This window comes from Thiorhodospira sibirica ATCC 700588 (assembly GCF_000227725.2).
Taxonomy (GTDB): Bacteria; Pseudomonadota; Gammaproteobacteria; order Ectothiorhodospirales; family Ectothiorhodospiraceae; genus Thiorhodospira; species Thiorhodospira sibirica.
In genome coordinates, this window is sequence record NZ_MU255056.1 from 1,021,848 (window position 1) to 1,041,490 (window position 19,643).

General features: G+C 56.7%; 17 protein-coding genes, 1 tRNA gene and 1 pseudogene. 14 read left to right on the forward strand and 5 right to left on the reverse strand.

What is annotated here, in order from left to right; all coding sequences use genetic code 11:
- Nucleotides 1-53 precede the first annotated feature (53 nt).
- The 11 genes from gorA (at nucleotide 54) to ftsZ (ending at nucleotide 13,603) form a co-directional block, all read left to right on the forward strand.
- Nucleotides 54-1,409 (forward strand): glutathione-disulfide reductase, encoded by a 1,356-nt coding sequence (gorA, locus tag THISIDRAFT_RS04885; RefSeq protein WP_006787159.1) that lies wholly within the window; start codon nucleotides 54-56, stop codon nucleotides 1,407-1,409.
- Nucleotides 1,410-1,952: 543 nt separating this feature from the next.
- On the forward strand, nucleotides 1,953-3,311 hold the full coding sequence (locus THISIDRAFT_RS04890; protein ID WP_006787160.1) for a sodium-dependent transporter: 1,359 nt from the start codon (nucleotides 1,953-1,955) through the stop codon (nucleotides 3,309-3,311).
- Nucleotides 3,312-3,446: 135 nt separating this feature from the next.
- Nucleotides 3,447-3,899, forward strand: a complete 453-nt coding sequence (locus THISIDRAFT_RS04895; RefSeq protein WP_006787161.1) for a type II toxin-antitoxin system RatA family toxin — start codon at nucleotides 3,447-3,449, stop codon at nucleotides 3,897-3,899.
- A gap of 522 nt (nucleotides 3,900-4,421) precedes the next feature.
- The gene (gene ftsW / locus THISIDRAFT_RS04900) at nucleotides 4,422-5,642 is read left to right on the forward strand and encodes a putative lipid II flippase FtsW (protein ID WP_006787162.1); all 1,221 of its coding nucleotides are present in this window, start codon (nucleotides 4,422-4,424) and stop codon (nucleotides 5,640-5,642) included.
- A 7-nt stretch (nucleotides 5,643-5,649) separates the two neighbouring features.
- On the forward strand, nucleotides 5,650-6,759 hold the full coding sequence (gene murG / locus THISIDRAFT_RS04905) for an undecaprenyldiphospho-muramoylpentapeptide beta-N-acetylglucosaminyltransferase (RefSeq protein ID WP_006787163.1): 1,110 nt from the start codon (nucleotides 5,650-5,652) through the stop codon (nucleotides 6,757-6,759).
- 16 nt (nucleotides 6,760-6,775) lie between these two features.
- Nucleotides 6,776-8,224: a UDP-N-acetylmuramate--L-alanine ligase gene (murC, locus tag THISIDRAFT_RS04910; RefSeq protein ID WP_169312426.1), complete on the forward strand. Its 1,449-nt coding sequence runs from the start codon at nucleotides 6,776-6,778 to the stop codon at nucleotides 8,222-8,224.
- Nucleotides 8,221-9,141 (forward strand): UDP-N-acetylmuramate dehydrogenase, encoded by a 921-nt coding sequence (gene murB, locus THISIDRAFT_RS04915; protein ID WP_006787165.1) that lies wholly within the window; start codon nucleotides 8,221-8,223, stop codon nucleotides 9,139-9,141. The genes murC and murB overlap by 4 nt, the downstream gene beginning before the upstream one ends.
- Nucleotides 9,128-10,060 (forward strand): D-alanine--D-alanine ligase, encoded by a 933-nt coding sequence (locus THISIDRAFT_RS04920; RefSeq protein WP_040852003.1) that lies wholly within the window; start codon nucleotides 9,128-9,130, stop codon nucleotides 10,058-10,060. Before murB ends, THISIDRAFT_RS04920 begins: the two co-directional genes overlap by 14 nt.
- Before the next feature lie 29 nt (nucleotides 10,061-10,089).
- Nucleotides 10,090-10,854 carry a cell division protein FtsQ/DivIB gene (locus THISIDRAFT_RS04925; protein ID WP_040852004.1) on the forward strand — a complete coding sequence of 255 codons (765 nt, stop codon included), beginning with the start codon at nucleotides 10,090-10,092 and terminating at the stop codon, nucleotides 10,852-10,854.
- Nucleotides 10,855-11,019: 165 nt separating this feature from the next.
- Entirely contained in the window at nucleotides 11,020-12,258 is a 1,239-nt protein-coding gene (gene ftsA / locus THISIDRAFT_RS04930) for a cell division protein FtsA (protein WP_006787168.1), read from the forward strand.
- Nucleotides 12,259-12,415: 157 nt separating this feature from the next.
- Nucleotides 12,416-13,603: a cell division protein FtsZ gene (gene ftsZ, locus THISIDRAFT_RS04935; protein WP_006787169.1), complete on the forward strand. Its 1,188-nt coding sequence runs from the start codon at nucleotides 12,416-12,418 to the stop codon at nucleotides 13,601-13,603.
- A gap of 280 nt (nucleotides 13,604-13,883) precedes the next feature.
- Here the strand turns inward: ftsZ and THISIDRAFT_RS04940 are convergent, their stop codons facing one another.
- Nucleotides 13,884-15,185, reverse strand: coding sequence for an ISNCY family transposase (locus tag THISIDRAFT_RS04940; protein ID WP_006786022.1), 1,302 nt, complete (start codon nucleotides 15,183-15,185; stop codon nucleotides 13,884-13,886).
- 160 nt (nucleotides 15,186-15,345) lie between these two features.
- On the opposite strand from THISIDRAFT_RS04940, the gene THISIDRAFT_RS04945 reads away from it, so the two are divergent.
- The 3 genes from THISIDRAFT_RS04945 to THISIDRAFT_RS04955 all read left to right on the forward strand — a co-directional run bounded on the left by THISIDRAFT_RS04945 (nucleotide 15,346) and on the right by THISIDRAFT_RS04955 (nucleotide 16,725).
- Nucleotides 15,346-15,432, forward strand: a tRNA-Leu gene (locus THISIDRAFT_RS04945).
- Nucleotides 15,433-15,773: 341 nt separating this feature from the next.
- A complete protein-coding gene (locus tag THISIDRAFT_RS04950; protein ID WP_050984949.1) occupies nucleotides 15,774-16,277 on the forward strand; it encodes a nucleoside deaminase in 504 nt (167 codons plus the stop codon).
- On the forward strand, nucleotides 16,270-16,725 hold the full coding sequence (locus THISIDRAFT_RS04955) for an acyl-CoA thioesterase (RefSeq protein WP_050984948.1): 456 nt from the start codon (nucleotides 16,270-16,272) through the stop codon (nucleotides 16,723-16,725). Before THISIDRAFT_RS04950 ends, THISIDRAFT_RS04955 begins: the two co-directional genes overlap by 8 nt.
- A gap of 89 nt (nucleotides 16,726-16,814) precedes the next feature.
- Here THISIDRAFT_RS04955 and fliS read toward each other — a convergent pair.
- From fliS to THISIDRAFT_RS14675, 4 genes and pseudogenes are all read right to left on the reverse strand, one after another.
- Nucleotides 16,815-17,210, reverse strand: a pseudogene (fliS, locus tag THISIDRAFT_RS04960) (flagellar export chaperone FliS); the annotation flags it as partial.
- Nucleotides 17,211-17,258: 48 nt separating this feature from the next.
- Entirely contained in the window at nucleotides 17,259-18,674 is a 1,416-nt protein-coding gene (gene fliD, locus THISIDRAFT_RS04965) for a flagellar filament capping protein FliD (RefSeq protein WP_006788595.1), read from the reverse strand.
- Between the two features lie 84 nt (nucleotides 18,675-18,758).
- Nucleotides 18,759-19,283 (reverse strand): flagellar protein FlaG, encoded by a 525-nt coding sequence (locus THISIDRAFT_RS04970; RefSeq protein WP_006788594.1) that lies wholly within the window; start codon nucleotides 19,281-19,283, stop codon nucleotides 18,759-18,761.
- A 180-nt stretch (nucleotides 19,284-19,463) separates the two neighbouring features.
- On the reverse strand, nucleotides 19,464-19,643 hold a 180-nt coding region (locus THISIDRAFT_RS14675), incomplete at its 5' end, for a transposase (RefSeq protein ID WP_246585326.1).

Here is a 19,643-nt window from a genome sequence, read left to right on the forward strand (position 1 = left end):
AACCGCTAATCCACAGCCGCTACAGCGGCGGTATCGTGTACGAGGACTTATTCATGCAGCCATCCTATGATCTGATTGCCATCGGCGGTGGCAGCGGGGGGCTTTCCGTTGCCGAGCGGGCCGCACGTTATGGTGCCCGCTGTGCGGTCATTGAACAGCATCTGCTCGGCGGCACCTGTGTCAATGCCGGGTGTGTTCCTAAAAAACTCATGTGGTACGCCGCGCAACTCGCCCACCAGCGCGAGGAGATGCACGACTACGGCTTTGGTGATCCGCACAGCAAGCATTCGTTTGACTGGGGCACCCTCACCCGGGCGCGTGATGCGATGGTCAGCGGCATCAATGCCTGGTATCACACCTATCTGGAAGACTCGCAGGTGGACGCCATCATGGGCGAGGCGCGTCTGCTCAATGCGCAGACGGTTGAAGTCAACGGGCAGCGCCTTCAGGCCAAACACATCGTCATTGCCAGCGGCGGTCAACCGGCTATCCCCGAGATTCCCGGTGCCGAGCTGGGCATTGATTCCGATGGATTTTTTGCCTTGCAGCGTCAGCCGCAAAACGTCGCCATCATCGGCGCGGGGTATATCGCCGTCGAACTGGCCGGGGTGCTCAATGCCCTTGGCTCACAGGTCAGCCTGTATCTGCGCCGCGAACACCTGCTGCATCCCTTTGATGCGATGCTGCGCGAACACCTCACCGAACAAATGCTCGCCGATGGCATCAACCTCTTTCCCCGCACCGACATCAAAAGCCTGCATGAACAGGGTCAGGGACACGTTGAGCTGCGCTGTGATCAAGGGCAATGCACCGGCGTATTTGACTGCGTGATTTTCGCCACCGGACGCCAGCCCAACACGGCCCGGCTCAACCTGCAGGCCGCCGGCATTCTCACCGATGCACAGGGACATATCTGCGTCGATGCCTACCAAAACACCAACGTCGCCGGGGTTTATGCCATTGGTGATGTCACCGGACGCGCCCTTCTGACCCCGGTGGCGATTGCTGCTGGACGGCGCCTGGCGGATCGCCTGTTTGGCGGACAAAGTGAGCGCCGTCTGGAATATGAAAACATCCCCAGCGTCATCTTCTCCCATCCGCCGATTGCCACCGTGGGACTGACCGAAGACGAGGCCCGCGAAACCCACGGCGAAGGCGTCAAGGTCTACAGCACCCGCTTTACCTCCATGTTTTACAGCCTCACTGAACGCAAAGTCAAAACCGCCATGAAACTGGTCTGCGTCGGCGCCCAGGAACGCATCGTCGGCATTCACATCATTGGCCCCGGTGCCGATGAAATGCTCCAGGGCTTCGCCGTGGCCCTGCGCATGGGTGCCACCAAACGCGATTTTGACGACACCATCGCCATCCACCCCACCAGCGCCGAGGAGCTGGTCACGATGAAATAAATCAGTCCCGCCCCCAGGTTGTGGAAAACGTCGCACAGGGGGAGCAAAAAACAGTTCTTGATTTTTTCTTCATTGTTTATCAGAATTCTCCATTGTAGATAGGTTATCTACAAGCGCGAAGGTTTCGCGTTCCATGGTCGGGGTCTAAGTCGAATCGCAAAGTTGTTCTCTGTTCAGGATGAACGCCGAGGCAAGTTTTATGGCGCAAGCTGGGTTTCGACGGCTGAAACCGCCCATGTTGCCGGTGTTGACCGGCCATTCGGTTGGGACTGCTCAACCCGGACTCCAGTTGCTCGCCCGCAAGGGTGTTATCAACGGAGAGCGAAGTGCCTAAAAATCGCATAAGCAACTTTGTTTAGGTTTTTAGGAGCAGCGGGTTGTGATACAAACCGCTTGCGGCGACTTGGGCGATTTGCTGCGTTTAAGGCGCTGTCATCGGGGGAAACAGGGTATTGAGCCTTGTTTTGCGCAATCTATCGTACATGAGGGGGGAATCCTGGGCGGTGATGTCCCTGTGGATGTTGCCTGCCGAGGGGAATCATCATGATCATCAAGACATCCATTCACGGCCAATGGTCATCCCGGGTGGCCTTTATCCTTGCAGCGACCGGCTCGGCGGTCGGTCTTGGCAATATCTGGCGCTTTCCGTATATCGCCGGGGAAAATGGCGGCGGGGCCTTTGTGCTGGTGTATCTGCTGTGTATTCTCTTGCTGGGTCTGCCGATCATGATTGCCGAGATCATGCTCGGGCGACGCGGGCGCCAAAGCCCGATCAATACCATGCTCAGTCTGGCGCGGGATGAGGGACGCTCGCCGCTGTGGGGCGGGATTGGCTGGCTGGGCGTGGTGACGGGCTTTTTCATTCTCTCGTTTTATAGCGTAATCGCCGGCTGGACCTTGGCGTATCTGTTTCGCGCCGGCGGGGCCAGTTTTGCGGGCCTGGATGCCGAGGGGGTCAGTGCGCTGTTTACCGCGCTCATCAGTGATCCGGAAAAACTGCTCGCCTGGCATACCATCTTTATGATTATGACGGTAATGGTGGTGGCACGCGGCGTACAATCGGGCCTGGAAAAAGCGGTTAAATTGCTGATGCCGGGGCTGTTGGTGGTATTGGTCTTGCTGGTGGGCTATGCCGCTATTGAGGGCAATTTCTGGCAGGGCTTTGCCTTTATGTTCCGTCCGGATTTTGCCAGCCTGACCACCAATTCCATCCTGCTGGCGATGGGGCAAGCCTTCTTCACCTTGAGTCTGGGCATGGGGGCGATCATGGCCTATGGCTCTTATCTGAGCTCTCAGGCCTCCATTGTCAAAACCGCTGCGGTGGTAGTCTCTGCGGATACCCTGGTGGCATTACTGGCGGGGCTTGCCATCTTCCCGATTGTCTTTGCCTCGGCCCTGGAACCGGCACAAGGCCCCGGCCTGATCTTTGTCACCTTGCCCTTGGCCTTTGCGCAGATGCCCGGCGGCACCGTGTTTGCGACCCTGTTTTTCACCCTGCTGGTGCTGGCGGCCTGGACCTCGGCGATTTCCATCATGGAACCGGCCACCGCCTGGCTTGCGGAAAACCATGAGATGGATCGCGCCAAAGCGGCCTCTATCATCGGCGGCGTGGCCTGGTTTTTAGGGATTGGCTCCATCTTGTCGTTTAGCCTATGGGCCAATTACACCTTCCTGGGAATGACCTTCTTCGATACCCTGGATTATCTCACCTCAAACATTCTGCTACCGCTGGGTGGCTTTTTGATTGCCCTGTTTGTCGGCTTTAAGATGAAAATCAGCTCGGTGCAGGAAGAATTAGCCATGCGCCAACGCTGGCTGTTTTATGTGTGGTATTACCTCGTGCGCTTCGTGGCCCCCATTGCCATTGCGCTGATCTTTTTGCGCGCAGTGGGACTGATCTGAATAAAAAACCCTAGAAATGCGACGGCGGCTTCCCGCCGTCGCATTTCTCTTGGTGGCATCAAGATAATGCCACCACATGGCCCGGCTTTCTCTGCCGGAAATCAAGTCACTCAGGTTTATTTCGGACGTTCACCCATGCCCTCGATTCACCGCCAGGCCCTGGTTCCCTACAGCGTCGAACAGATGTATCAGCTGGTCAACGATATTGCATCCTATCCCCAGTTTTTGCCGCACTGCCGCGCTGCACATATTCACTGGCAGCGCGATGATGAACTGCAGGCGAGCATCGAACTGGCCAAAGGGACATTACACAAATCCTTCACCACCCGCAACCGCTTGCGCCCCCACCAACGCATTGATATGCAATTGGTCGATGGGCCGTTTAAATATCTGCACGGGGCCTGGAATTTTCGTACTCTGCCGCAGGGGAGCCAAGTCAGCCTGGATCTGGATTTTGAATTCTCCAACACCCTGATGCGCCTGACCCTCGGACCGGTGTTTCATTCCCTCACCCATCACCTGGTTGATGCCTTCGTCACGCGGGCACAGCAAATCCACCGCGAAGTATCGGCTACACCACCGCGATAGCGTGCTGTTCCGGCGCGTATTTGCTGCATTGCGGTATCGCTATTTTATTGTTCTGGATCAATGTTGCGGGCATTAAATACTGCATCAAATTTTAATCTATGACTACATTAGAATTTGCTGGTATGTTGTTAAAAGTATCGCTATCTACCAGCCTATCCTGCGCCTCTCGGGGTACATCTTTTCATGACGCCCACGTTTGAGCACTCGCCGCTCCGCTCCGCCATGCGGGATAACACAATCCAGGCGCTGCTCCCTGCCTCTGCTTTCTGAAAAACACCAAGTCCCGCCTGGGCATCACAGGCAATTCCCCTTTTGCATTAAATCTTTGCTTTTGCCCAGCGGGCGCTGTGCGGTGTACGTATGGCTGATTTTTCTGTTTGCCATGCTGCAAGTTTGCGGTGAAACGCTTAGAATCCGTGTTTAAATAATGCGCTGATGCCGATGTTTTGGCTGAGGCTTTGGCGGATGTTTCTTGATTGAGGGGTACTGCGGGTGGCGCATGAATCATCCACAAAACGTGTTATGCATCGCGCCAGGACGGTGCCGGAGCCGCCCTTGGGATGGTGGCCACGGACGCAGACGCATCTGGAGCGTGTGGATGGGCTGTTGGTGCTGGCGGTGGCGGGTCTGTTGGTGCTGGGCCTGATCATGGTGACCTCGGCCTCGATCGGGATTGCCGAGCGCAATCTGTCGAGTCCTTTTTATTTTCTCCAGCGCCAGTTGATTTATGTGGTATTGGGACTGGGTACCGCGCTGGTGGTGTATCAGCTCAGTTTGCAGCAATGGGAAAAGATCACCTATCTGCTGGTGCTGGCGCTGTTGGTTTTGCTGGTGGTCGTGTTGTTGCCGGGCATTGGCAAGAATGTCAAAGGGGCCACCCGCTGGTTGTCGCTGGGGCCGTTTAATCTGCAGGTTTCCGAGATTGCCAAGCTGGTGGTGGTGATTTATGTCGCCAGTTATATGGTGCGCTGCAAGGAGGCTTTGCAAAAGACCTGGTTTGGCTTTTTCAAGCCTTTGATCATCCTTGGCCTGTTGGCCGTTTTGTTGCTGCAGCAGCCGGATTTTGGGGCGGCAGTGGTGTTGATGGCGATTGGTCTGGGGATGTTGTTTTTGGGCGGGGCCAAGTGGCTGCCTTTTGGTTTGCTGGTTGGCTCGGTGTCGGCCATGATGGCTTTTCTGGCGTATTCGTCGCCGTATCGTCTGGCGCGTCTGACCAGCTTTATGGATCCGTGGACGGATCCATACAATACCGGTTTTCAGTTAACCCAGTCCTTGATCGCCATCGGTAGTGGTTCGTGGTTCGGGGTCGGTCTGGGCGGCAGTGTGCAAAAGCTGTTTTATCTGCCAGAGGCGCATAACGATTTTTTATTTGCGGTGCTGGCCGAGGAGTTGGGTCTGGTCGGTATTGTGGTGGTGATTGCCTTGTACAGTCTGCTGGTGTGGCGGGCCTTTGTCATTGGCGCGATGGCCGAGCAAATCCGTGATGATTTTGGGGCCTATCTGAGCTATGGCATTGCCATCTGGTTTGCCTTGCAGGCCTTTATCAATATCGGGGTGAATATGGCGCTGCTGCCCACCAAAGGGCTGACCTTGCCGTTGATGAGTTATGGCGGCAGTTCCATGCTGGTTAGCTGTGCGGCCATGGGGTTGTTATTGCGGGTGCATTATGAAACGCAGCTGGGCTTGATTCGCCGTCAGCGGCGCTTGGCCCGTTCGGCATTTACCGAATTACAGTTTAAATAGAAGGCGTATGGGGCGTTTTGCGAGAAAGCAGTGTGTGTTAATCATGGCCGGTGGTACCGGAGGGCATGTTTTTCCGGGTCTGGCGGTGGCGCAAAACCTGCGCGCACGCGGCGTTGAGGTGATCTGGCTGGGCACTCAGGGGGGCATGGAGGTAGCGCTGGTCACACAGGCCGGTTTTCCCGTGCATACCCTGCCGGTCAGCGGTCTGCGCGGGCGCGGCCTGATGACCTGGCTCCTGGCGCCCTGGCGTTTGAGTCATGCTTTATGGGCGGCCTTGATCTTGATGCACCGCCTGCGTCCAGCGGTGGTGCTGGGCTTTGGGGGCTTTGCTTCGGGACCTGGCGGGCTGATGGCTGCAGCCTTAGGCTATCCTTTAATGATCCATGAGCAAAACAGTATTGCCGGTTTAACCAATCGCAGTCTGGCCCGGCTTGCCGATCAGGTTTTAGAGGCCTTTCCACAGACCTTTCCAGCCTCGCGCCAGGCAATTACTGTGGGCAATCCGGTGCGTGAGGCCATTGCGGCTTTGCCGCCCCCCGAGCACCGCTTTCAAGACCGTGAGGGGCCGTTGCGCCTTTTAGTTCTCGGTGGCAGTTTGGGCGCGTTGACCTTGAATCAGTCAGTGCCGGCGGCCTTGGCCTTGCTGGCGGAGCGCCGCGCTTATACGGTGATTCATCAAACGGGGCAGCGTACCCTGGCGCAGGCACAGCAGGCGTATGCAGATGCGGGTATCACGCCCCAGCAGCTTAGCCCGTTTATTGAGGACATGGCGGCGGCCTATGCCTGGGCGGATATTGTGATCTGCCGCGCCGGGGCGTTGACCTTAGCGGAGCTGGCCGCTGCCGGATTGGGGGCCATTTTGGTGCCCTATCCGCATGCGGTAGATGATCATCAACGCCATAATGCACAGTATTTAGTCGATGCCGGCGCGGCGCTGTGCCTGCCAGAAACGCAATGCAATCCTGAGACGCTGGCCGATGGCCTGGCGGGACTGGATCGCGCACAGGCGCTGGTCATGGCCCGGCAGGCGCGCACCCTGGCTAAGCCCTTGGCGACGCAGACGGTGGCAGACCACTGTCTGCGTCTGGGTGGCCTGGCTTCTACTCAAGGCGGATAAGGGGGCTTTTAAACGAATGAATACACGACCTGCGGGTAATGCCGCTGCGATAGCACACCTTGCCCCGGAAATGGCGATGCGGCGCATCCGGCGGATTCACATGGTGGGGATCGGCGGTTCCGGCATGGGTGGCATTGCCGAGGTGTTATTGAATCTGGGCTATACGGTAACGGGCTCGGATGTCAGCAGCAACAGTGTCACCCAGCGCCTGCGGGCCTTGGGGGCGCATATCTGGGAAGGCCATGATGCCGCGCAGATTCACGGGGCGGATGTCTTGGTGGTCTCAAGCGCGATCACAGAAGATAACCCGGAGCGCTGCGCGGCGCTGGCGCAGCGTATCCCGGTGGTGCGCAGGGCCGAGATGCTCGCTGAATTGATGCGTTTTCGCTATGGCATTGCGGTCGCCGGTACGCATGGAAAAACCACGACAACCAGTCTTTTGGTGAGTCTGCTGGCCGAAGGCGGACTGGATCCAACCTTTGTGATCGGCGGGCGGCTTAAAAGTACAGGTTCACATTCACGTCTGGGGCAAAGCGCATACTTGGTGGCCGAGGCGGATGAAAGTGATGCCTCTTTTCTGCACCTGCAGCCGATGATGGCGATTGTCACCAATGTGGATGCCGATCATTTAAGCACCTATGGCGGCGATTTCGCGCAGCTGCAGGCGACCTTTCTGGAATTTTTACAGCATCTGCCGTTTTATGGTCTGGCGGTGTTGTGTGCTCATGATCCGCATCTGCGCGCCCTGACGCCTAAACTGGGGCGTCCGGTGGTCACTTATGGCATTGACATCGAGGCCGATGTACAGGCGCTTGAGGTTCACGCCGATGGCACCTGCACCCATTTCAAGGTCAAACGGCCTCACTCTGCGCCGCTTTTGCCGCTGACCTTGAATCTGCCGGGACGGCATAATGTACTCAATGCCTTGGCTGCGATTGCGATTGCCACTGAGCTGGGGATTGAGGACGCGGCGATACAACGTGCCCTGGCGCAGTTTCAGGGAATTGAGCGCCGCTTTCAGCTGCATGGAGAGCTTGACACTGCCGCTGGAAAAGTGATATGGGTTGACGATTATGGCCATCATCCCACCGAAATTGCGGCCACCTTGCAGGCCGCACGGGCGGCGTGGCCTGATCGGCGCGTGGTGCTGGCGTTTCAACCGCATCGCTACAGCCGTACCCGTGATCTTTTTGACGAATTTGCCCGGGTACTTGCCTTACCCGAGGTCTTGGTGCTCATGGACATCTACGCAGCCGGTGAGGCTGCCCTTCCCGGCATTGACGGTCAGGCGCTGGCCAAGGCGGTGGCGCAACGCGCTGCGCAGCCGCCGGTGTTTGTCGCCAACCCGCAGGCGCTGGCACAACAGCTTAAATCTGTATTGCGTGATGGTGATGTCTTGCTCACCCAAGGGGCAGGTAATGTTGGCAGCCTTGCCACACATCTGCCCAAGGATCTGGCCCGTTGACAGCACGCAGCGCCTCATGGCTTGAAGATGAGCCCCTGCAGCAGCATACCACCTGGCGAGTTGGTGGCCCGGCACGGCGTTTTTACCGCCCGGCGAGTCTGCTTGAGTTACAGCACTTTTTGGCGGCGCCGGCCGACGATGAGCCGCTGCTGTGGCTGGGGCTGGGCAGTAATGTCTTGGTGCGTGACGGCGGTATTGCGGGCACCGTGATTGCCACCGCAGGGGGCTTAAACACGCTGGCGCAGATTGCCTCACATACCGTAACCGCCGGGGCGGGGCTGAGTTGTGCTGTGCTGGCACGTTTTTGTGCACGCCTGGGTCTGAGCGGTGCGGAATTTTTAGCGGCGATTCCGGGGACTGTGGGCGGCGCCTTGCGCATGAATGCCGGGGCCTGGGGCGGCGAAATTTGGACCTTGGTACACTCCGTAGACACCATCGACCGCCAGGGTCGGCTATATCACTATACACCGGCTGATTTTGACATCGGTTATCGCCATGTCGAAGGGCCGCCCGATCAATGGTTTGTGCAGGCTTCTCTGGCGTTGTCTGCCGATGATCCGGCGGCCATCAAGGAACGTACCCACGCATTGTTAGCCAAACGTCGGGCAACCCAACCGGTCGGACAGGCCTGCGCCGGTTCTGTGTTTAAAAATCCCCCGGGTGGCTTTGCGGCGCAACTGATTGATCAGGCGGGTCTTAAGGGGCTGCGTATTGGGGCGGCGGTGGTATCACACAAGCATGCGAATTTCATTATCAATGAAGGGGGCGCGAGCGCTGCGCAGATTGAGGCGCTGATTCATGCGGTGCAGCATCGCGTTGCCCAAATCCACGGCATTTCACTTGCCCCCGAGATTCAGATTCTCGGGACGCCTTCGACGGATGACACACTGATTAAAAGAATAAATGATGAGCGATAAAGAGATACAAGCCTTTGGCAAAGTTGCCGTGTTAATGGGTGGGCATTCCGCAGAACGCGAGGTCTCGCTCAGAAGTGGCCAGGCGGTATTGCAGGCCCTGTTGCGTTGTGGCGTTGATGCCCAGGGCATTGATGTCGGACAAGATATTCTGACGGTTTTGCAGCAAGCCTCCTTTGATCGGGCCTTTATTGCGCTGCATGGACGCGGGGGCGAGGATGGGGTTTTGCAGGGGGCGCTGGAGGTGATGGGCCTGCCATATACCGGAAGCGGCGTGCTTGGCTGCGCCTTGGGAATGGATAAACTGGCAACCAAACATGTGTGGGGGGGTGCAGGTCTGCCCACGCCGGATTATCTGCTGTTAGAGCCGGGCTTTGATGCTGAGGAAGTGGCGGCGCATCTGGGTTTTCCGTGCATCGTCAAGCCTGCGCTGGAAGGCTCCAGCGTCGGCATTACCAAGGTGGAGCGTCTGGCCCATTTTGCCCGCGCCTATCAGGAGGCCAGTGTCTGCGGCGGGCCGGTGTTTGCCGAGCGCTGGATCGACGGCGTTGAGCTGACCGCCGCTGTGCTGGGAGATCAGGCCCTGCCGATCATTCGTCTGGAAACGCCACATGCCTTTTATGATTATGAGGCCAAATATCACAGCAGCACGACGCAATACCATTGTCCGGCCGGTTTGCCTGCCGCCCAGGAAGCAAGCCTGCGCGCCTTGGCCCACAAAGCCTTTAAGATCACCGGCGGTTCAGGCTGGGGGCGCGTAGATCTGATGCTGGATGCCAAAGGCCAGTCGTGGCTGATTGAAATCAACAGCGTGCCGGGCATGACCGATCACAGTCTGGTGCCGATGGCGGCCAAGGCCGCCGGGATTGATTTTGATACCTTGGTCTTGCAGATTCTGGCGAGCAGCGTCGCTAAGACCTAAACAGGAAGCCAGGCACTGTGTCTGACCGTATGGCTAAACGCCGGGCCCGGCCTGCCCATACGCCGTGGCCCTATTGGTCTGTTGTGTGGCGTTTTGCCCTGCATGGCCTGATAATATTGGGATTAACCGTGGTGATGGTGCGTGGATGGGAATATCTGCACCACCCAAACACCTTGGCCATTCGCAATGTGTTAATTGAAGGCGAGATTCGCTACCAGAGTCGCAGTGAGTTAACCGAGGCAATGGCGCCGCTGGTCAGTGGCGGTTTTTTCAGCCTTGACCTGGATGAGCTGGAGCAGGCCCTGCGCGCCTTGCCGTGGGTCTATGCCGCCACGGTGCGGCGTATCTGGCCAGATCAGGTGGTCGTGCATATCACCGAAGAGGTTGCGGTGGCCTACTGGGGCACGGATGGCCTGATGACGCAATATGGCGAGATTATCAAGCCTGCTGTGAGCAGCTTCCCGCTTGGTCTGCCACACTTGCAAGGCAATGACGGGCGCCACCGCGTGTTGATGAATCGCTATCTGGCGGTACAGGCGCGTCTAGCGGACATTGATCTTGAGGTTGTAGGATTGTATGAAGATGCCCGGCGAGCCTGGCGTATCGAGTTTGCCGACGGCATGCAGGTCATGATGGGACGGCGGGTGGATCAGGCCAGCGTTGAGCGCCTCGTGCGCATGTATCCGCACATCCGGGCGCACCGCGAGCAACCGCTCAAGCATATTGATCTGCGCTACACCAACGGCGCAGCGGTGGCCTGGCTTAACGACACCGAGCGCCCCCCGGCGCGCTGAAACCCTGCGCCGTTTAGCAGTGATGCACCCATTCTGCAAGGCAATGCCTGAGCTTTATCTGTAGGCTGTGTAAAATAGACGCTATTTTCGCGCAAATGACCCAAGGTGCAGGTACGCCGCATCATTTGTGTTTCATGATAGAAAAGATTTGGGGAAAAGGCTTTTATGTCAAAGCGATCTGACAAGGGGATGATAGTTGGCCTGGATATTGGCACCTCGAAAGTTGAGGCCATTGTGGGCGAAATTTCTGCGGATGGCGCCATCGAAATCATCGGCATTGGTTCGCATCCCACGCGTGGCCTGAAAAAAGGCGTTGTGGTCAATATCGAGTCCACCGTCCAGTCGATTCAACGCGCCATCGAAGAGGCCGAACTGATGGCGGGCTGCCAGATTCATTCCGTCTATGCCGGCATTGCCGGCAGCCATATCCGCAGCCTCAATTCCAACGGGGTGGTGGCCATCAAGGAAAAAGAAGTCACCCAGGCCGACGTGGAACGGGTGATTGATGCGGCACGCGCCGTGGCAATTCCGGCGGATCAGCGAATTTTGCATATTCTGCCCCAAGAGTTCATCATTGACGAACAAGAAGGCATCCGCGAGCCCATCGGCATGTCCGGGGTACGCCTGGAGGCGCGGGTACACCTGGTGACCGGTGCGGTCTCTGCCGCCCAGAATATCATCAAATGCGTGCGCCGCTGCGGTCTGGAGGCCGATGACATCATCTTGCAGCAGATTGCCTCAAGCTATGCAGTCCTGACCGACGATGAAAAAGAGCTGGGCGTATGTCTGGTGGATATTGGCGGCGGAACCACCGACATTGCCGTCTTTACTGAAGGCGCCATTCGCCACACTGCCGTGATTCCCATCGCCGGGGATCAGGTCACCAATGACATTGCGGTGGCTTTGCGCACCCCGACACAGTATGCCGAGGATATAAAAATCCGCTATGCTTGTGCACTGCGACAAATCGCCGACCCTGAGGAAAACATTGATGTTCCCAGCGTGGGCGAACGACCGACCAAGCGTCTGTCGCGCGAGACCCTGGCGGGCGTGGTTGAACCACGCTATGAAGAGCTGTTTTCCCTGGTGCAGGCAGAACTGCGCCGCTCCGGATGTGAAGAGCTGGTTGCTGCGGGCATTGTGCTCACGGGCGGGGCGTCCAAGATGGATGGGGTTCTGGAACTGGCCGAGGAAGTCTTTCACATGCCCGTGCGCCTGGGGATTCCTCAATATGTGACCGGCATGGAAGAAGAAATCAAAAACCCCATTCATTCCACCGGCATTGGCTTATTGCTCTTTGGCTACCATAGCCGGATGCAGATGGGCATTGACAGCCACCGTAACAATACGGGGATCAAATCCGTTTGGGCAACCATGAGAGGCTGGTTTGACCGGGGGTTTTAACTGACGAAGCGATTCATGTCAGCCGGTAGCCCGTTATATACACGGTCTGTAAAACCGGGGAGCGCTGAAAAATACACGACAGCATCATAAGCATAATCGGGGCAAGGTATGGGGTTTTCATTTACATCTGGGTTTTCAATGATTGTAGGAGGGTACTATGTTTGAATTGATGGAAAGCTATCCGCCAAGCGCGGTCATCAAAGTGATCGGCGTTGGCGGGGGCGGCTGCAATGCCGTGCAGCACATGGTGAATTCCAATGTCGAGGGGGTTGATTTTATTTGCGCCAACACGGATGCCCAAGCGCTCAAAAATCTTAACGCCAAAACGATGCTACAACTGGGCGGGCATATCACCCGTGGCCTCGGTGCAGGCGCCGATCCGGCCATTGGGCGTGAAGCAGCGTTGGAAGATCGCGAGCGCATTCAGGAGGTGATTGAAGGTGCCGATATGGTCTTCATCACCGCCGGCATGGGCGGTGGTACCGGTACCGGCGGCATCCCGGTAGTGGCACAAATTGCCAAGGAAATGGGGATTTTAACCGTTGCCGTGGTCACCAAACCGTTTCCCTTTGAAGGCAAAAAGCGCATGCAGATTGCCCTGGCAGGCATGGAAACCCTCAGCAAATCGGTTGACTCCCTGATCACCATTCCCAATGAAAAGCTACTGACCGTCCTGGGCAATAACATCACCCTGCTGGATGCCTTCCGCGCCGCCAACAACGTACTGCTTAATGCCGTGCAGGGCATTGCCGAACTGATCACCCGTCCGGGTTTGATCAACGTAGACTTTGCCGACGTGCGGGCCGTCATGTCAGAAATGGGCATGGCGATGATGGGCACCGGCATCGCTGATGGGGAAGATCGCGCCCGTGTCGCCGCCGAGGCTGCCATTGCCAGTCCCCTGCTGGAAGACATTGACATCGCCGGGGCGCGCGGAATTTTGGTGAATATCACCGCCGGGCCGGATTTATCCATGGGTGAATTTAAGGAAGTCGGTGATGCCATCAAGGAATTTGCCTCCGAGGAGGCCACGGTGGTCGTCGGCACGGTGATTGATCATGAAGCGTCTGACGAATTGCGCGTCACCGTGGTGGCCACCGGTTTAGGTCCAATGCGTCAGGAACAACGTGCCAGCGCAGAACGTCCACGCGTTAAGCTCGTTGACCGTAAAATGCCCGGAATGGGCGCAGATCATCATCACGGTGATGTTGACTACGGCAAGCTTGATCGGCCCACGGTCATTCGCCAGCAAAGCAACAACCCGCAACAAAGCGGTAATGCGGCGCATAATCTGGATATGGATTATCTGGATATTCCGGCCTTTTTGCGCAAGCAAGCTGATTGATCAGGCATGGACCCGCAGTGTAACAGCAGTCGATGGGGCGGTGGCTAACAGAACCCGAAAACGCCGCATGTGAACGTGGATACACGCTTAAGCGTTGCGTTTTGCATGGTTCTTCCACCGCCCCGTTTTTTGGTTTATCCCGGCAAGCAGACGGTTTTCATGGCATCCTCACCCCTGCAGCATTCACCGCATCTTAAAATAATCAGAGATAAGTATGTCAACCCAATTCAGAAAAGTCCCCTTTTGTGCAAAGCAGAAGTGTCCCCCGTAGAATGCGTGGTTATGGTGTTTGGGCTGGTGCCGGAGTGATGTTGCCCCGACCTCTCCAAGGGTGGTCCGGCGCCGGTTTGTAGGTTGGCTTGGCGGTCTGTTTTGCCTTGGCCTGGTCGACGCTGTGGTGGACACTTTTTTCATCATCCAGCGGTGTGGGCGGTTCGCCCTCAGCCAACAGACGGTAAGGCATGATGTGCCCCTGGTGCAGGAGGGTGATGGTGCCGTCGAAGGCCTCGCAGACGGTGAGGGTGGCACCCCGCAGGCGGTAGCCCTTGCCCTGTCCCTGAAGCTGATATTCCCGGTTCTTGAACTGGAAGCAAAGGTTCTTGGAGAGCTTACGGGTATGGTGCAGGCAAAGGATGAGGGCCTGCTCCTCGGGGCTGTGCAGCACCGGTCGGTGGGCATCCTGGGGGCTTTGTGGCTCGACGGCGAAGCGGGCGTTGAAGTCGGCCATGAAGGTGGGGAGGAAGGCGTTGGCGGCGTCGATGTCCGAGATCTCACGCAGGCGCAGCTCCTTGACCAAACGGTCTTGCAGGGTCTGGTTGGCCCGCTCCACCCGCCCCTTGGCCTGAGGCGTGTTGGCATGAATGGCGGCGATGTCGAGGGTCTTGAGGGCGCGGGAAAACTGGGTCAGCTCCCCGTCGTGCTCAGGATGATTGACACGGAAGATGCTGTGTTTGTCTGAGTAGAGGGCCACCGGACGTCCGTGCTGATCCAGGTATTGCTGTAGGGTCTCCATGTAGGCCTGGGTGGTCTCGGCGGGCACGAAGCGCAGGGCCATCAGGCGCCCTGTGGCGTCGTCGATGAACACAATCAGGGTACAGCGCGGGCCGCGCACCTCAAACCAGTCATGGGGCGAGCCGTCGATTTGAATGAGCTCCCCCAGGCAGGGGCGGCGTGGACGGCGCTGATGAATGCGGGCTTGCTTGCGTTGCTTGGGCTGCCATAGCCCATCGGCCACCATCCACTGGCGCAGGGTCTCGACCGAGAGATGATGACCATGGCGCTCGGCCAGCTTTTCGCAGGCCAGGGTGGGGCCAAAGTCGGTGTAGTGCGTCTTGACCAAGGCGAGCACCTCCTGGCGTACTGTCTCGGCAATGGCGTTATTGGGACGTCGGCCACGGTGGCCACTGCGTAGCCCTGTCGCCCCATGCTCACGATAGCGGCGAACCAGGCGCTTGACCTGGCGCACGCTCAACCCCAGGCGCTGGGCCGCCTCGGCCTGCCGCAGATGCTTGTTCGCCACCGCCTGAATCATCTCTAGTCGGTCAATTTCTTTGTGACTCATCGTAATGTGCTCCTTCGTCATGCGTGCCCCTCCCGCTTAAATATAAAGGGGACATTTTAGAATTGGACGAAGGGGACATTACTGCTTTGGGCTAACATAATCAGAGATAAGTATTGACAGACATCCTCTGAATGCATAAAATTATGCGCCTGATTACACAGTAGATGTATGATCCTCACCTGCCGAGGTGGCGGAATTGGTAGACGCGCTAGTTTCAGGTACTAGTGGGGGTAACCCCGTGGAGGTTCAAGTCCTCTCTTCGGCACCATCGTTGTTCTCTCTGCTTTTTTTCTGTGTTACCCGCCCTTTGGGGCTTGTCATTGTGGCCTGAACAGGCCAATATCTCACTCTTGAATACTTGCTTGATACCCGTGCCCATCTTGTCCGCTCAATGGACAGTGCCTGGCGATTTGGCAATACATGCCAAAGCGGCGCGAGTATCTATTCATGCCTCGGTATTGATTCCGAGGGTGTACATCCCATTGCCTTTTTTCAGGGAGCCATGCTGTGTCACACACCCAGCCCTGGTTTGTGCAAGTTAACCTGCCAAAATGGTTTGAGTCGTATCTGCCGTCTTATCTAGGGATCCCTTTAGACGATGCACATGCGATGGATTTGGCAATTGCTCTCTCTGCTAAAAATATTCAACATCACACTGGCGGCCCTTTTGGTGCTGTGATCACCAACAGCCACGGCTTTTTGGTCGCGGCGGCGGTGAATCTGGTGACTTCCAGCGGACAGTCCTGGACACATGCGGAGATGCTGGCCTTGACTCTGGCGCAAATCCATACGGGCTGTCTGGATTTACGCAAAGCGCCACTGGCGCCGCTTTCTCTGTATTCCTCGGCAGAACCTTGCGCCATGTGTCTGGGTGCAGTGCCCTGGTCAGGGATTGCACGCGTGGTGATCGGGGCGCGTGAGGAGGATATTCTGGTAGCCGGTTTTGATGAAGGTGACAAACCCGCCTTAGGGCTTGCCAGTCTGCACCGCTGGGGCATTGTGGTAAACGCCGATGTGCAGCGCCAGGCGGCAGCGGCTGTGCTGGCGGATTATGCAAGACAGGGTGGCGCTGTGTACCAACCTCCACCACTTCGAGAGCAAGGTTGTGAGTGATGATCTGAATGGTCCGGGCTATATTCACACCTTTCGCGTGGGCTTACACGATACCGATGCGGCGGGCGTGTTGTTTTTTGCACAGCTTTTTCGCCATGCGCACGAGGCTTATGAGGCCTTTATGGCGCATATCGGCTTTCCCTTGCCAGAGATGATACGCCAAGGTGAGTATCATTTGCCGTTGGTGAGTGCCCAAGCCGATTATCTGGCGAAAATCAGCCACGGCGATGATATTCAGGTCACGGTGCAAGTCGCACAGATGAGCACCCGCTCATTTAGCATGGCCTATACCTTCACCGCAGGTCGCCGCAAAACAGTGGCTCACGCCAAGACCGTGCATGTGTTGATTGCACATCCCGATAAGCGCATCGCCGCACCTCTGGTATTACCACAGGCTCTGCGCATCGCGCTGGCACGATACCAGCAACCACCGCCTGCAACGGATTAGGATTGCTCCTTGATCATCGGGGTAGCGGGGGCCTCATCATCGCCTGCAATGGGTAGCGGTTTGGGCTGGGCATTGGGCGGTTTGGTGCCGCTTTCTTCAGCAGACAGGGCATCCCAGGCGGTCTTGATCTCGCGCATCAGGCTGGACACCTCGTCTAAAATCGCCGGGTCATTGCGCAGATTGGCCATCATCAGCTGGCGATTCATGTAGTCGTACAGAGCCTCCAGATTAGCCGCGATTTCGCCGCCTTTCTCCATGTCCAGATGAACGCGCAGACCTTCGATGATGTCAATGGCGCGGCTGATGCGCTCGCCTTTGACCGCCACATCACCGCGCAACATCGCCCCTCGGGCCACGGCAATACGTTCCAGCGCGCCCTCCATCAGCATCTGAATGAGCCGATGGGGGCTTGCCTCGTTAATCTCTGCCAGCGTGCCTGATTGACGATACTGACTCAGTGCCTGATTGATGCCTGGATGGTACATACCCAGCGCTCCTCCGGTGGTATTGAGTTGAAGACGATGGATCAATGCTTACTTTTTACGCTGGCTCATCATCGCATTGATGGAATCAAACTGTTGATAGAGGTATTCACTGGTGTTTTTCAGATCACCGACAATCCCGTCCATCACCGAAAACTGACTGGCCAGACGCGCCTCATAAGTGACCATACGGGCATCCAGCCGCTGCCTTTCTTCTGTGACCTTTTTCAGGTTGACCTGCAGGCCCTCGGTGCGGTTATCCAGCAAGCCACCAAAGCGCGTATAGTCGCGTGCGGTATTGTTAAATCGGGTTGCAATCTCGCTGACAACGTTGACCACACGCTCAAAGTCCCCGTTCAGGGCGCTATCCAGCGTTGAGCTATTCAGGAATAGTTTACCGTTATCCGGGTTGGAACGCACACCCAAATCCATCAAACTTTTCACTTGGCCTGCAACGCCAGGCGTTCCGGCAACCATGGCAGACAGGTCTGTAGCCAGTTTGGTGCGCAGTCCTCTTAAGGTGCTGTCACCAATCATCAGACCCGCCTCACCGCTTTCGGCATTAAACCGGGTCAGCTCGGCAATCTGTCCGACCACGCTGTTGTAGGCATCAACAAATTTATTCAGTCCTTCGCGCACCGAATCACGATCTTGAGAGACGTTAATGGTGATCGGGCTGTCTGCCTCGGTTTTCTTGAGCAGGCGGATGTCCATGCCGTCGATGATGTTTTGCAGGTGATTGCTAGGGCTTTGCAACTCAATGCCGTTTAAGTTGAAAACAGCATCTTTGCCTTCACTGATCCGTGCATGTTGCTCAGGACTGAAAGTGACACCCTCAGCGGCTGGTGCAAATTTATCGGTAAACCCCGAAAAAAAGCCATCGGCGGTGATGTTGATAGTATTTGCCGCCCCGGTTTCCCGGGAAGTCAAGGTCAGATATTGGCTGCCATCGGCCTCATTGATCAGCGTTGCCGTCACCCCCAGACCTGCTTTGCTGTTGATGGCATTGCGCAGATCGGCCAGCGTATTTTTTTCAGCCTTGGCCGGCAGTTCGATGGCAACCGCAGGACCATTGCCAAGCTTAATGTTCAAAGTCCCCGACCCAATGTCTTTGGCCTGATTACCGGTAAAACGGGCGCTGGTCAGGCTGTGTGCGCTGGCCAGCTGGGATACTTCCATACGATAGCTGGTACCGGCCGGTAGGGTGCTGCTAGCCGTAGCCGTCAGGACGGTAGGATCGGATACCTCCGTAGTACGGCTTTGCTTGAGCGAGCGCAACGCAGAGGAGGCGCTTTGCAGCTCATTCATGGCGGTTTTGATGGTATTAAACGCCGCCAGCTGAGCCTGGGCAGTGGCTTCGCGGACATCCAGCCGCGCTTGTACCGGCGCACGTTCCGCCTTGACGAGCTGATCCAAAAGATTGGAAAGATCAAGCCCGGAACCAATTCCCAAAGTACTTACAGACATGTTTCTAGCCTCCTTACCAACAAGAACTCAAGCGCCTAAGGGACGGGCACTTGCTGGTAATCATTATGCGTTAAAAGAAATGCATCAGGCCGTGCCCGCATCCAAGAGGCTTTCAATCGAGTTATTTTCAGACAGCGTCTTGGCCAGAGATAACACCACTTCAGGTGGAATCTGACGAATGACTTCTTGAGTCTCTCGGTTGAGCACGGTAATGATGGTATGCCCCGTATCTTCGTTGATGGAAAATTGCAAATCGCGTGCCATATTTTGCATATAGGCATTCAAATGGGCGACGGCCTCATCGACAACCTCTTCATCAACGGTGCTTCCAGGAAGAGGGGTCTCAGCGGTTTTGGCAGATTTGGCATCCACGGGCGTGGCGATGGTTGCATTTTTCCCAAGCGCCGGGGCGCTTTGCGTTTTCGGGATGCTATTGACCACCTGTGTGCTCTGGGGCTGGGGCGGCAAATCTTTGCCGGATTTGGATGCAACCACGGTCGCCGCAGGCAATTCTTCCTGTTTCCACGCCATCGTCGCCTCGGATGTATGCGGCGCAATGGAAGATGAGGCGATCTTTAGGTGATTGCTGGCAAGTAGCTCGGGTATCATGGCCAGTACCTCGCGTTAATATTTAAAAATAATTGTTTTTAAAGTCTTTTTAAAGCTAAAGCGACCTATGGGTCGGGGCACTTTAAAACACGATTATAGTATCCCCAAGCTACATATCGGCAGTCCAGGAAAAATCTTTAGCCATTATTTACACTAAGAAGCTGTTTGGAAACTACCGCCTCAAACCAAGCGGTTAGCCATCAGTCGACTCATTGCGAGATAAATCCAGGCTTCGCTGCTCGACATCAAGCGCTCGTAGTCCTTGCTCAGACGGCGTGAGTGGTTCAGCCAGCCAAAGGTCCGCTCAACAACCCAGCGTCGCGGCAACAAAACAAACCCTCGGCGCTCCTTGGGACGCAA